This is a genomic window from Janthinobacterium sp. SUN033 (genome assembly GCF_030397595.1).
GTDB classification, from domain to species: Bacteria; Pseudomonadota; Gammaproteobacteria; order Burkholderiales; family Burkholderiaceae_D; genus Janthinobacterium; species Janthinobacterium kumbetense.
Genome location: NZ_JAPQNV010000002.1, coordinates 779,931 through 793,895, shown reverse-complemented (window position 1 = coordinate 793,895; position 13,965 = coordinate 779,931). Strand labels below are relative to the sequence as shown.

The 13,965-nt window shown below is 65.7% G+C and carries 5 protein-coding genes; 4 read left to right on the top strand and 1 reads right to left on the bottom strand.

Going from position 1 to position 13,965, the window contains the following annotated elements:
• Positions 1-176: 176 nt before the first annotated feature.
• From OX460_RS12110 to OX460_RS12100, 3 genes are read left to right on the top strand one after another with little or no spacing between them, the layout of a single operon-like run.
• Complete coding sequence (locus OX460_RS12110) at positions 177-1,871, top strand: MFS transporter (RefSeq protein WP_289898761.1); 1,695 nt, start codon at positions 177-179, stop codon at positions 1,869-1,871.
• Positions 1,858-3,042: an HlyD family secretion protein gene (locus OX460_RS12105; RefSeq protein ID WP_289898760.1), complete on the top strand. Its 1,185-nt coding sequence runs from the start codon at positions 1,858-1,860 to the stop codon at positions 3,040-3,042. The genes OX460_RS12110 and OX460_RS12105 overlap by 14 nt, the downstream gene beginning before the upstream one ends.
• Positions 3,039-4,448: an efflux transporter outer membrane subunit gene (locus tag OX460_RS12100; RefSeq protein ID WP_289898759.1), complete on the top strand. Its 1,410-nt coding sequence runs from the start codon at positions 3,039-3,041 to the stop codon at positions 4,446-4,448. The genes OX460_RS12105 and OX460_RS12100 overlap by 4 nt, the downstream gene beginning before the upstream one ends.
• Positions 4,449-4,979: 531 nt before the next feature.
• Here the strand turns inward: OX460_RS12100 and OX460_RS12095 are convergent.
• A complete protein-coding gene (locus OX460_RS12095; RefSeq protein WP_289898758.1) occupies positions 4,980-5,192 on the bottom strand; it encodes a hypothetical protein in 213 nt (70 codons plus the stop codon).
• 151 nt (positions 5,193-5,343) lie between these two features.
• Here OX460_RS12095 and OX460_RS12090 point away from each other — a divergent pair, with 151 nt between their 5' ends.
• Complete coding sequence (locus OX460_RS12090; RefSeq protein ID WP_289898757.1) at positions 5,344-13,953, top strand: SdrD B-like domain-containing protein; 8,610 nt, start codon at positions 5,344-5,346, stop codon at positions 13,951-13,953.
• The last annotated feature ends 12 nt before the right edge of the window (positions 13,954-13,965 follow it).

Genomic DNA, 13,965 nt, shown 5'->3' with positions numbered 1-13,965 from the left:
CCGGATCCGCCGGCCCCGTTGCATACGCTGTTTGAGCGACATGCGCAACGCCATGCAACAATGTAAACAATAAAAACGTCCTGCGGTGATATGCTGCTGGCTAGAACTGTTCATTTGCAACTATTTATATAACGGCAGCAAGGAACGGCTTCAGCAAACCGGATCGCGATTACCGCATGGACAAGTACACACCTCGCACCTGGGGGCCGGGCGAACGCCCGACCTTGCCCGGGTCGCCATCGATGCCCGAACATTCGACGCCCAAGCGTGTCGCGTACTTCATCGTCGGCCTGATCGTCGCGCTGACGGGGGGACTGGGCAACGGCCTGGTGACGGCCAATCTGCTGAACCTGCAAGGTTCGCTGGCCGCCTATGCCTACCAGATGCAATGGCTGCCGGCCGCCTACGTGATGACCATCGTGTCCATGAATCTGCTGCTGGTGAAGTTCCGCCAGCAGTTCGGCCTGCGCCTGTTCACGGAAGCGTTCCTGGTGCTGTATGCGCTCGTCACCTTCGCCCACTTGTATGCGAATACCTTGCCGTCGGCGATCGCCGTGCGCGCCGCGCATGGCATGGTGGGCGGCGCGCTGGGCGTGCTGGGCCTGTACTACACCTTGCAGGCGTTTCCCGCGCGGCACCGCCTGAAAGGCGTGGTGCTGGGCCTGGGTTTTGCCCAACTGGCGCTGCCGCTCGCGCGCATCTTCACTTCCGAATTGCTGCAGATCGGCGAATGGCATGGCCTGTACCTGTTCGAACTGGGACTGGCCCTGCTGGCGCTGGGCTGCGTGCTGGCCCTGAAACTGCCGCCCGGCGACAGGGTGCAGACGTTCGAGCCGCTCGATTTCCTCACCTTCATCCTGTTCGCGCCCGGCGTGGCCTTGCTGTGCGCCGTGCTGGCGCAGGGGCGCACGGCGTGGTGGATGGAATCGGAATGGGTGGGCGTGTGCCTGGCGTGCTCCATCGTGCTGATCGCCGCCTCGCTGGCCATCGAGCATAACCGCGCGCGCCCGCTGCTCAATACGCGCTGGCTCACCACGGGCAAGATCGCCAAGCTGTTCTTGTCCGTGCTGCTGTTTCGCATCGTGCTGTCCGAATCGACGGGGGCCGTGGGCTTCCTGCAGGCGCTGGGCTTGAACACGGACCAGATGCAGAACCTGTTCATCGTGGTGCTGCTGGGCAGCGTGGCGGGCCTGGTGGTCAGCGCGCTGACGATCAATCCGGCCACCCTGAACCGCTCGCTGATGTTCGCGCTGCTGCTGATCGCCGCTGGCGCCCTGATCGACGCGCACGCCACCAGCCAGACGCGCCCCGTCAACATGTATGTCAGCCAGTTCCTGCTGGCCTTTGGCGGCACGTATTTCCTCGGCCCCACCATGGTGGCCGGCATGGGTGCTGTGATCGCCGAACCGCGCAACCTGGTGAGCTTTTCCGTGATGTTTACCATGACGCAGAACCTGGGCGGCTTGCTCGGCTCGGCCATCGTCGGCACCATCCAGACGGCGCGCGAAAAATACCATTCCAGCTATCTGGTCGAGCACCTCACTATGCTCGACCCGCAGGTGGCCGTGCGCGTGCAGTCCGGCGCCGCGAGCTACGGCGGCGTGCTGACGGATCCTGCCTTGCGCAGCGCCCAGGGCGTGGCGCGGCTGGGCGCCATCGCCACGCGCGAAGCCAATGTGCTGGCCTATAACGATGTCTTTTTGATGATCGCCGGCGTCGCCATCGCCACCCTGATCTGGATGCTGGTCAGCCAATCCTGGACCCGCATCACCACCGGCGCGCGTCGCCTGGTCGGCCCCGTGCGCGATGCGCAGACGGCCATGGCCATCGTCCCCATTACCAATTCGGAACCGAGCAATGACAGAAAATAACAATCCACCGCCACCTCCCGCACCTGCATCGGCGGCGCCTGCAGCCGCACCCGCCGCCCCTTCCACGGCGCAGCCGGACCGGCGTCACCAGTGGCTGTCCGCGCTGGCCTTTGCCGCCGTGGCCCTGGTGGGCGTGCTGATCGTGCTGTACGCGTGGCGCCTGCCGCCGTTCACCAGCCCCGTCGTGACGACGGAAAACGCCACCGTGCGGGGGCAGGTGACGATCATCGGCACGCAGCTGTCCGGCTACGTGGTGGAAGTGACGGTGCAGGATTTCATGGACGTGAAGGAAGGCCAGCTGCTGGTGCGCATCGACGACCGCATCTACCAGCAGCGCTACGAGCAGGCGCAGGCCCAGCTGGCGGCGCAGCAGGCGGCGCTGTCGAACTGGGCGCAGCAAAAGGCCAGCGCGCAGGCGGGCATTTCCGTCAGCGAGGCGGCGCTGGCCAATGCGGAAGCGCAGGCGCGCAAGGCCAGCGCCGACCTCAATCGCGTGGAACAATTGGTGGCCGACGGTTCTCTGTCGCAGCGCGAACACGACCAGTCGCGCGCCACGCAGGCGCAGATGGCGGCCGCGCTGGCGCAGGCGCGGGCCAATCTCGACATCGCCCAGCAAAGCGTGCATTCCGTGGTGGTCAACAAGCAGGCCCTGGAAGCGGCCGTGGCGAACGCGCAGGCAGCCGTCAAGGCGGCGAAGATCGACCTCGATAACACGCGCATCGTGGCCCCTTCCGACGGCCAGCTGGGCCAGGTGACGGTGCGCCAGGGCGCGTACGTGAATTCGGGTGCGCAGCTGATGGCGCTGGTGCCGCGCCAGATGTGGGTGATCGCCAATTTCAAGGAAACGCAGATGAACGGCGTGCAGGAAGGGCAGAGCGCCACCTTCCACGTCGACGCCCTCGACGGCGCCGTGCTGACGGGCCAGGTGGAGCGCATCTCGCCGGCCACCGGTTCCGAATTTTCCGTGCTGCCGGCCGATAACGCGACGGGCAATTACCTCAAGATCGCCCAGCGCATTCCCGTGCGCATCCGCATCGACGCGGGGCAGGCGAATGCGCGCCGGCTCGTGCCCGGCATGTCGGTGGTGGTCAGCGTCGACACGTCCGCCGTGCTGAACGACTCGGCGGACAATCCGGCGCCGCCGCCAGCGCCGAAGAAGGCCAAGCCATGAAGCGCCATGTCCTGCTGATGGCCGGCGCGCTGGCGCTGGCCGGCTGCGCCGCCACCGCGCCGCCGCAGCCAGTATCGGCATTGCAGCTGCCGTCCGGCTGGCGCGCGCAGGGGGCCGGTGCGCCGGTGCTCATTGCCGTCTCCGATGGCGCGCAGGTGGAGCAGCTGTGGTGGCAAGCGTTCGGCGATCCGGTCTTGAGCGACCTGGTGGGCGAGGCGCTGGCGCGCAACGGCGACTTGCGCGTGGCGCGTGCCCGCGTGCAGGAATACCGCGCGCGCCTGGCGCAGGCCGACGCGAACCGCGCGCCCAACCTGGCCTTCGACGGCTCGCCCACGCGCACGCGCACCCTGACGCCCAGCGGCAAACCGTATGTGACGAATGTCTTCCAGGCCGAACTGCAGGCCAGCTATGAAATCGACGTGTGGGGCCGGCTGGCCAATCTGAGCGATGCAGCGGGCGAGAGCTACCGCGCCGAACAGGCCAGCCTCGATGCGGCAGCCTTGTCGATCGCCGCCAGCGTGGCGACGAGTTACCTGAATCTGCGGGGGCTCGACGCGCAGCTGGCGCTCACGCAATCGACGCTGCAGCTGCGCGAACAGTCGCGCGAGCTGGCGCGCAAGCAGTTCGAGGTGGGCTACAGCTCGCGGCTGGAATGGCTGCAGGCGCAATCGGAGTACCATGCGGCGGCCGAGCAGATGCCGCAGCTGCAGCGGCAGATCTTTGAACAGGAAAACGCGCTGGCCGTCCTCGTCGGCGGCAATCCCGGCCCCATCGCGCGCGGCTTGCCGCTGGCCGAACTGGCGGCGCCGGGCGTGCCGGCCGGCCTGCCGTCCGAATTGCTGCGCCGGCGGCCCGACATCGCGCGCGCGGAACACAACCTGGCGGCCGCCAACGCCAGCCTGGCCGCCACGCGCGACCAGCTGCTGCCCTCGTTCAAGCTGACGGCCGTCGGCGGTGGGCAAGCGACGACGCTCACCGATTTCCTGCATGCGCCCACGGCCCTGTGGCGGCTGACGGCGCTGGCGGCCGGTCCCCTGTTCGACGGCGGGCGCGTGCAGGCGCAGACGGATGCGGCAGGCGCGCAGCGCGACCAGCTCGCGTACACCTATGAAAACGTGGTGCGCAATGCTTTCGCCGAAACGGAGAACAGCCTGGGTGCCATCTACCGTCTCCAGCAGCAGGCCGTGGAAAACGACGCGCGCCGCGCCACCGCGGCGGACACCCTGCGCATCGCGCATAACCGCTACCGCAATGGCTATGCCTCGTACCTGGAAGAGCTGGACGCCCAGCGCACCCTGTACAGCGCCGACGTGGGGCTGCTGCAACTGAAGACGCGCATCCTCGTCGCCTCGGTCGACCTGTACCGGGCCATGGGCGGCGGCTGGGCGGCAACGGCCCGCCCTTAAAGCCTGTCCCGGCTGTCCCGGCAGGGGATGGATCCCTCTGCCGGGGCAAGCGCCTGCTCCCTCCTGTCGCAGCATCCGTTTTTTTTGCCTGGATGCAGGCGCTTCGGTAATGTCTTGCCGCCCTTTCCCAAAACTCCCCGCGTTTCCCCTGTCCGCGGCGGCGCGCCGCCGATCTTTTTTGTTGTATTTTCACAACTTCATTTTCACGTTGCTGTACATAAAAAATTTCCACATGGAATTCTTTTGCGATTTCTGCCGTGCTGCGCCTGTGATACCAATAAACATTGTCATTTGAATTATTTTTAGTATCACATGGGAAACACTTTTCTTTCTGATATGTACGCTAGAGTACATAGTGGCATATTGAGCGAAATTGGCATCTTTAGCCTCGCTTTCTATCATTTCAGGGGCGTGAAGCCAAGAAACATGCCGTAGTACCAATTTCAAAAAATAACAAAATAGACACATTTGTTGGCATGAGTGCAAGTGCCTGTGAGTGATTTTTTCATTTCCTTGCTTAATCTCAATTGATTAATTTTTTAATATTTTTATTGCTTGTAAAGCATTAAAAAATGCATCAGAATGTCGCAAATCATCAATGTTGTCATAAATTACACATTGAATATTTGTTGACTTTCGTGCCGCCTTGCCATGTCCGCAGGGTGAAAAAGCAGGCCGTTCGCTGTTTTTTCTGGGCCGGAAGTGCCGTTGCAGCACACCGCACAACCCCCTGACGACTGCCATGCCTATGTCCTCCTTTTTGCGCACTATCTTTTCCTGTCTGATCTCCTGCAAGCGGGGAGGGCCGCGCGGTCTCCTGCAGCGCCTGTTATGGCTGGTCGCCTGTTTCTGCACCCTTGGCGCGGCGGGAACGGCGTCGGCGGCGGCAATCGACTTGTCCGTTTCCGCCTACCTGCAGGCGCCGGACCCCGTGCCGCGCGGCGGCAAGGCCAGCTTTTCGGTGGTGGTGACGAACAATGAGGACCTGGTCGATGCGACGGGCACCGTGCGCCTGGCGGTGGAATTGCCCGCCAATGTGAATTTTGCGTCGAGCACGGCGCCGGCCGGTTGCGCCTTCAATCTGGCAGCCAGTCCGCAATTGCTCACTTGCACGCGCAGCGGACTGGGCAAGACCGCGAACTGGACGGTCAATTTCAGCGGCACGGGCTCGGCGGCGTCTGCCGTGGTGACCAAGGCCAGCGTGTCTTTTGTCAACGTGGACACGGACGGCAACAGTTTCAACAACGATTCGATCAAGACGGTCACCGTCATCAAGGGCGCGGACCTGAGCGTCGCCGCCAGCGGCACGACGGGCTTGAGCGGTTGTCCCGCCGCTTGTACGGCAGCGGCCGGCGCAACGGTGGGCTACCGGGTGGACGTGGCGAATGCCGGTCCGGACAGCGCATCGCAATTCAAGGTCACGTACAACTTGCCGGCCAGCGCAGATTTTACCTATGCGTCGGCGTCCGGCACGGGCTGGGCATGCGCCCGTTCGGGCACCGTGCTGACCTGTACCTACAGCGGCGCGGCCATCGGCGTGGGGCAGCAAGCCCCCCCCATCACGATCGGCGGGCGCATCGTCAAGAGCATCGCCGGCACCATCACCAACGGCGCGTCGGTGGCATCGAGCGACTTGCAGACCGGCGATCCGGAAGACGGCAACAACGGACCGAGCCAGGTCATCGTCACGGTCAAGCCGGGCACCGACCTCGATGCCCGGCAAACCCTGGTGTCGAACGCCAGCGGCCTGAGCTCGTTGACACAGGGCGAGGCGGTCAGCCTGAACCTGTGGGCCGTCAATAGCGGCACGCAGGATGCCAGCGGCGTCACCGTGAAGACGACGGTGTCCGGCGATTTCACGATCGGCACCTTGCCGGCCGGCTGCGCCAAGGCTGGCCAGACGATCACCTGCAATGTCGGCGCGCTGGCGCTGGGCGCCACCTCTTCGAAGTTCCTGATTCCGCTGACCGTCGCCACCGGCGCGACGGGCGGCGCGAATGTGGTGGACGTGGCACGCAGCGCCCCGCTCGACGGCTTGAACAATCCCGCCTCGGCCACCTACACCATCGTCGCGCCATTCGCCCACCTTACCCTGAGCAAGAGCAAGTCGCCAGGACTGGTTGCGGCCAATGGCCTGATCACCAATACCATCACGGTCACCAATGCGAGCACCTCCACCAGTGCCGCCAGCGGCACCGTGACCGTGACCGATACCTTGTCGCCGCAAGAAAGCTATGTGAGCGCCAGCGGCGCCGGCTGGACGTGCAGCGCGGCGGGACAGCTGGTGACCTGCACCTACACGATTTCCGGCAGCCTGGCGCGCGGCGCGAAACTGCCTGCCCTGATTCTGACCACGCGCGCGCAAGCGGGGTTTTCCGGCACCTTGAGCAATACCGCCTGTACCGGCATGGCCGCCGGGTCGGCGCACCAGCCGCCGGACAATGCGAGCACGGGCAATTGCGACACCGCCAGCGTCACATCGACGCCGTTGAATGTCGACCTGGCCATCGTCAAGACGGCGTCCCTGGTCAGCTTGCCGGCCGCCTCGAATACCTTCAGCTATACCCTGGTGGTCAGCAATGCTGGCCCGGACAGCGCACCGACCGTCAAGGTGGTCGACGCCTTGCCGCACTGGTACAACGGCAGCGGCGGCACCACGGGCGGCAGCGTCGTGCTGGCCGGCAGCGGCGCAGGCGAAAGCTGCAGCTTTGCGTCGACCATCACGTGCACGCTGCTGAACCTGGGCAATGGCGCGTCGCGCACCATCACCATCACGCTCAATCGCCCCTTGAAGGACGGCGCCTTGCTCAATACCGCCACGGTATCGAGCCCGGATGCCATCGACTCCGATGCGGCCAATAACAGCTCCGGCGCCACCGTCACCGTGGTGCCGCAGGCCGACGTCGGCGTCACGGCGATGGCCGGTGCGCCGAATCCCGTGCGCGTCGGCGTGCCGCTGGTGTTCACCACCTCGATCCGCAACAATGGGCCCAGCAGCGCGGCCAATGTGGTGCTGCGCCAGGTCATCGATCCGGCCCGCATGGCGTATGTGGCCGGCTCGGCCAGCATCGCGGGCAGCGCCGCGCAATGCACGCTGGTGCCCGCCTTCAGCGGCGCGCCCTATGCGGGACAGTCCGGCATCGAATGCCGGACCTTTGGACTCGGTGATGGCGAGACGCGCCAGCTGATCTTCTCGGTCATCCCCGTGTTCCCGTATCCCGATGCGCTCGACGCGACCTATGCCAGCAGCGCCACCATCAGCACGACGACCGACGACAGCAACGCGGCCAACAACAGCAACAGCACCACCGTCACCGTGATCAGCAAAGAGCTGGACCTGAGCGTGTCGGCCGTCGATACGGGCTACGAACAGAGCCCGTTCGGCGATGCGCTCGTGTACAAGGTCACCGTCCAAAACAATGGACCGTCGCTGGCCACCGGCCTGAAGCTGGTCATCACGCCCGTGCCGCCGCCGCAAAATGGCGCGGCCGTGCCGTATACCATGCTGTGGAATGCCGCCGGCAGCACCTTGCCGGCCGGCGCCTCGTGCAGTCAGCCGGGCGGCGCGGGCACAAACCTGGTGTGCTACCTGGCCAGCGTGCCCGGCGACAGCACGCTGTCCAGCGGCGCCAGCCGCGTGTTCGCCCTGAAATTCGATACGGGTCCCGTCAGCAATGCGCCGCTGGGATCGATCACCTACAAGATCAACGCCAGCGTCGAATCGCTGGAAACGGGCGCGGCGCCGTTTGCCGGCGACAAGCTGGCGACGAACAACGTGGTGGAAGAAACCACCACCGTGCTGCCGAAGACCGATCTGATGCTGGTATCGAAAACCGTTTCGCCCGCATCGCCGTTCAGCATCAACCAGCCCTTTACCTACACCCTGGTGGTGGGGAATCTGGGACCCGCCCTGGCGGCCAGCACGGTCGTCACCGACGTGCTGCCGGCCGGCTTCGTGCTGACGGGCGCACCGACGGCACGCCTTGGCTCGGGTGCTGCGCTGGCCTTGAACAACTGCGTCAGCAGCGGTTCGCCGGTCACCGTGACCTGCACGCTGGGCGTGCTGCCGATTGCATCGGGCGCAGCCGACACGGCCAACCTGGTCAGCATCTCCATCCCCGTGAAGGCGCCTTACCCGGCCTATGCGGGACCGTTCGCCAGCAACATCACGAATACCGCCAGCATCGTGCCGACGCCGGGCACCTCGCGCGATCCGAACGCCGGCAACAACAGTGCCAGCGTCGACGTGCAGATCGTCAAATCGAGCATCGCCGGCTCCGTGTATAACGATGCGAACCGCAGCAACGGCATGGATGCCGGTGAAAAAATCACCAGCAGCGTGACGTTCTCGCTGTACGGCCAGGATTTCTGGGGCAACGATATCGGCACGGCGGGCGCGCCGCTGACCCTCAGTACCAGCAGCGGCGACTTCCTGTTCGACCGTCTGCCGCGCTCCGCGGCCGGCGGCTACACCCTCGTCGAGACACAGCCGGCCAGCTACGCCGACCTGTTTGAAGTCGCGGGCACGGCCGGTGGCACGGCGCCGCCGGCCAGCTGCGACAACGGCGCCAACTGTTCCGCCAGCGCGGCGCACAACACCATCGGCCAGATCGTGCTGGCACCGAATACGGCGGCGACGGGCTACCTGTTCCAGGAGTACGCGCATGCGGCCATCAGCGGCTACGTGTACGCCGACAAGAACAACAACGGCTTGCGCGAGGTGGGCGAAAATGGCATCGCCGGCGTGCAGGTGAAGCTCTCCGGACTGACCTTCTGGGGCGCCGACGTGTGCGCCGCGATGGGCAGCGCGTGCACGGCCACCACCGACGCCAATGGCAAATACAGCTTCACGAATGTCCCGCCTAGCCGTCTGGGAGAATCCTACACGGTGACCGAACTGACCCAGCCTGCCGGCCATGCGGATGGCAAGGAGCAGAATGGCGCCAGCAATGTCGTGGCGAACAGCGCGGGACGCGCCGCGCCGGAAGGCATCGTCATCGGCAGCATCGAACCGGGCCTGAGCTACACCGAGCGCAATTTCGGCGAACTGGCGCTGGCGTCGATTGCCGGCAGCGTCTACATGGACAGCAACCGCGATGCGGTGCGCCAGGGCGGCGAAAGCACGGGCGTGGCCGGTGTCACGCTGACCCTGAGCGGCAACGACCATCTCGGTCATCCCGTCTGTCCGGGCATTGCCGTGCCGAGCTGCACCTTCCAGACGGGTGCGGACGGCAGTTACCTGATTGCCGGCCTGGCGCCGAGCGACGCTGCCGGCTATGCCGTGACGGTCACGCCGCCGGCCAGCCTGTATCACACGGGTGCGCAGGCAGGCAGCCTCGGTGGCCTGATCGACGGCGCCGTGCGCGTGCCTGGCACGGGCGTGCCGGGTGCGGCTATCCGGACTGCCGGCGCCATCGTGCTGCTGCCCGGCGCCACGGCGACGGGCTACCATTTCGGCCAGGCGCCAGGCGCGGCTGGCGGCGTGGCGCAATCGCTGTCCGGTTACGTGTATATCGATGTGAACCGCAACGGCCGCAAGGATGGGGGCGAGACGGGCATCGCCGGCGTGACGGTCACGCTGTCGGGCACCACGGCGGACGGCTTCGACGTCTGCAGCGTGATCGTGCCTGCCTTGTGCACGCTGCAAACGGCGGCCGACGGTGGTTACAGCTTCACGGGCCTGCCGCAAAGCGACGGCAACGGCTATGCCGTGGCTGAAACCCAGCCTGCCGCCTACCTCGATGGCGCGGAAAGCGTGGGCACGGTCAATGGCGTCGCGACAGGCCGCATCGGCGGCAGTGCGCCCCGTTTCGACCAGTTCAACGGCATCGTGCTGCCGAACGGCGGCAGCGCGCGCGATTACAATTTTGGTGAACTGACGGGCAGCATCGCCGGCAAGGTCTACCTCGACGTCGACGGCAATGGCGCAGCCGGCAGCGGCGACACGCCGCTGGCGGGCGTGACTTTGACGCTGACCGGTGGCGCAGGCGGTCCCGTGACGGTACTGACCGATGCCAACGGCGCCTACCATTTCGACGGCCTGCTCGCCGGTACCTATGCCGTGACGCAAACGCAGCCGGTCAATTACGCCGATGCGGGCCAGGCGGCCGGCAATGGCGGCGGCAATGCCAGCGTGGCCAACGTGGTCAGCGCCATCGCGCTGGCGCCAGGCGCGCAATTGACGGGCTACGATTTCGGCGAGAAGACAGGCGCCATCAGCGGCGCCGTCTACGTCGACGCGAACGACAATGGCGTGCGCGATGCGGGTGAAACCGCGGGCATCGCCGGCGTTACCATCACCCTGACCGGCATCGCCCGCGATGGCGTGACGCCGGTCAACCGCACGGCCATCACGGCCGCCGACGGCAGCTACAGCTTGCGTGACCTGCCGCACGCGAATGCGGCCGGCTATACGCTGGTGGAAACGCAGCCGGCCGCCTATCTGGACGGACGCCAGCGCAAGGGCCTGATCGACGGCGCCGCCGCCTGCGCCAATCCGGCCTGCGACATCGGCACGGCCAATACCATCGCGCGCATTCCATTCGATGCGGCGAAGAGCCATACGCGCTTTGACTTCGGCGAATTGCAGGCGGCGAGTATTTCCGGCCGCGTGTACGGCGATGCGAACGACAGCAGCAGCTACGAGAAGGGCGAAGGCTTGCCGGGCGTGAGCCTGACGCTGAGCGGCATCGACAGCCACGGCAAGCCGGTCAATGTCACCGTCGTCACGGACGCCGATGGCAGCTACACCTTCCCTGGCCTGTATCCATCGGGTCCTGCCGGCTACACGGTCACTGAAACGCAACCGGCCGGCCTGGGGAATTATCCGGGTGCGACGGGTACCTTTGTCGGCAGCATCAACGGCAAACCGGTCGGTACCGGCGTGGCGGATGTCGTCAGCGGCATCGTCCTGCCGCCGCAGGGCAATGGCAGCGGCTATGATTTCCGCGAACAGGTGTCGTCGTTGCGGGGTTTCGTGTATCGCGACCTGAACGACAACGGCGCCATGGACGCGGGGGAAGCGGGCATCGCCGACATTGAAATCACTGTGCGCGGCGCGAACGGCTTGACCCGTACGGTGGTGACGGGAAGCGATGGCAGCTACCGCTTCGACGGCCTGCCTGCCGGTACCTACAGTCTGCTGGAAAGCCAGCCTGCCGTGTATCTCGACGGCCGCGAAACGGCCGGCAGCGCCGGCGGCAAGGTCAACAACGCCAGCTTCGGCGCGGCGCCGGAACACAACACGATCGGCGACATCGTGCTGCCGGTGGCGACGCAGGCGAGCGGCTACCTGTTTGGCGAACGCCATATGCTGGGCAAGATCGGCGGCGTGGTGTATGCCGACCTGAATAACGACGGCATCCGCAACGATGGCGAGTCAGGCATTGCCGGCGTGACGGTGGTCCTGAGCGGCACGTCCGTCGATGGCAAGCCCGTCAAACTGAGCGTGCTGACGGGCGCCGACGGCAGCTATCTGTTCGACACGGTGCCGGTCAGCGACGCCGCCGGCTACACCCTGACGGAAACGCAGCCGGCCGCTTATGTGGACGGCAAGACGGCGGTGCTGCCAGGATCGGTGGGCACGGCCAACGCCAGCAAGCCTGTCGGCGTGGGCAACAAGGATACGATCACCGGCATCAGGCTGGCGGCGGGCGACGACATGCGCGGCTATCTGTTCGGCGAGAAGGGCATCCCGCAATTGAAGCCGCCCATCATCAACGGCTACGTATGGCTGAACCGCGACGGCAGCCGCGTGCGTCCGCTCGACGGCAGCCAGGCTGGCGTGGCCGGCTGGACGGCCGAGCTGCACCAGGAAGGCAAGTTGATCTGCCGCGCCATCACGGACGAGAAAGGCTTCTACCAGTTCGACAACCTGCATTGCCCCGGCTACGAGGCGAGCGGCTTGCCGACGGGTTCCGGCTATGCGATCACCTTCCTCAAGGATGGCAACAACATGCCGAATGTGCCCGTGTCGACGGGGGGCGAAGGCGTGGTGGTGCCAGGCGGCAGCCGCATCACCAACCTGACCTTGCGCGACGGCGACCGTGTCGTCGAGCAGAATCTGCCGCTCGATCCGGCCGGCGTGGTGTACGACTCCGTGACGCGCAAGCCGGTGGCTGGCGCCGTGGTGTCGATCAGCGGCCCTGCCGGTTTTGACAGCGCCACGCACCTGGTCGGTGGTATTGCCGAGCAGATGCAAACCGTGGGCAGCGACGGCATGTACCAGTTCCTGCTGCAGAACGGCTTCCCCAGCGGTGTGTATACGCTGAGCGTGGTGGCGCCGGCGAATTACCTGCTGGCGCCGTCCGGCAGCCTGCCGGCCTGCAAGGGACCACTGACGGTGGGCCTGGTGCCGGATCCGGCCTTTATCCAGGCCAGCGAGCTGGCGCCGGCATTGACGACGAAGATGGAACTCGATCCGAACAACTGCACGGGACTGATCGCCGGAGGCGCCAGGACCACGCAGTATTACCTGAGCTTTGTCATCACGAATGGCGGTTCGGCTCCGATCCTGAACAACCATATCCCGCTCGACCCGCTGGGCAGCGACAGCATCATGGTGACGAAGACGACGCCGATGCTGAACGTCACGCGCGGCGACCTGGTGCCGTACACGATCACGGCCAGCAATCCGCAGGCGGCGACCCTGGGCGCGATGGAGGTGCGCGATCTGATACCGGCCGGCTTCAAGTACCGCGTCGGCAGCGCGACCCGCAACGGGGTGCCGGCGGAACCTGTCGTCGATGGCCGCAGCTTGCGCTGGAAGGAAAGCGGTTTCGCGCCGAAGGAGAAGAAGACCTACAAGCTGATGCTGATGGTGGGCAGCGGCGTTGGCGATGGCGAATACGTCAACCAGGCCTGGGCAGCGACGGACGAGACGCGTATTTCCAACCTGGCTACCGCCACGGTGCGCGTGGTGCCGGATGCCACTTTCGATTGTCCCGACATCATCGGCAAGGTGTTCGACGACCGGAACGCGAATGGCTACCTGGATGACGGCGAAGCGGGCATTGCCGGCGTGCGTATGGCGACGGCGCGCGGCTTGCTGGTGACGACGGATGCGGAAGGACGCTTCCACGTGGCTTGTCCGGCGATTCCGAATGCGGACCGCGGCTCGAACTTCGTCATGAAGCTCGATGACCGCACCCTGCCGAGCGGCTACCGCGTCACGACGGAAAACCCGCGCGATGTGCGCCTGACCCGAGGCAAGGTGGTCAAGCTGAACTTCGGCGCCACCATCCACCGTGTCGTGCGTCTTGAGCTGAGCGACGCCGCATTCGTCGCGGGCGAAACGGCCTTGCAGCCGGAATGGGCCGGACGCATCGAAGGACTGGTGGCCAGCCTGCGCGCCAAGCCATCGGTACTGCGCATCGCGTATGCCGCTGGCGGCGATGCCGCGCTGGCGCAGCGCCGCAGCAAGGCGATCGAAAGCGAGATGCAGGCGCGCTGGCAGGCACTGCAAAACGAATATCCCCTCGTCATCGAGATCGAGGGCGCACAATGAAACCGAAAATGA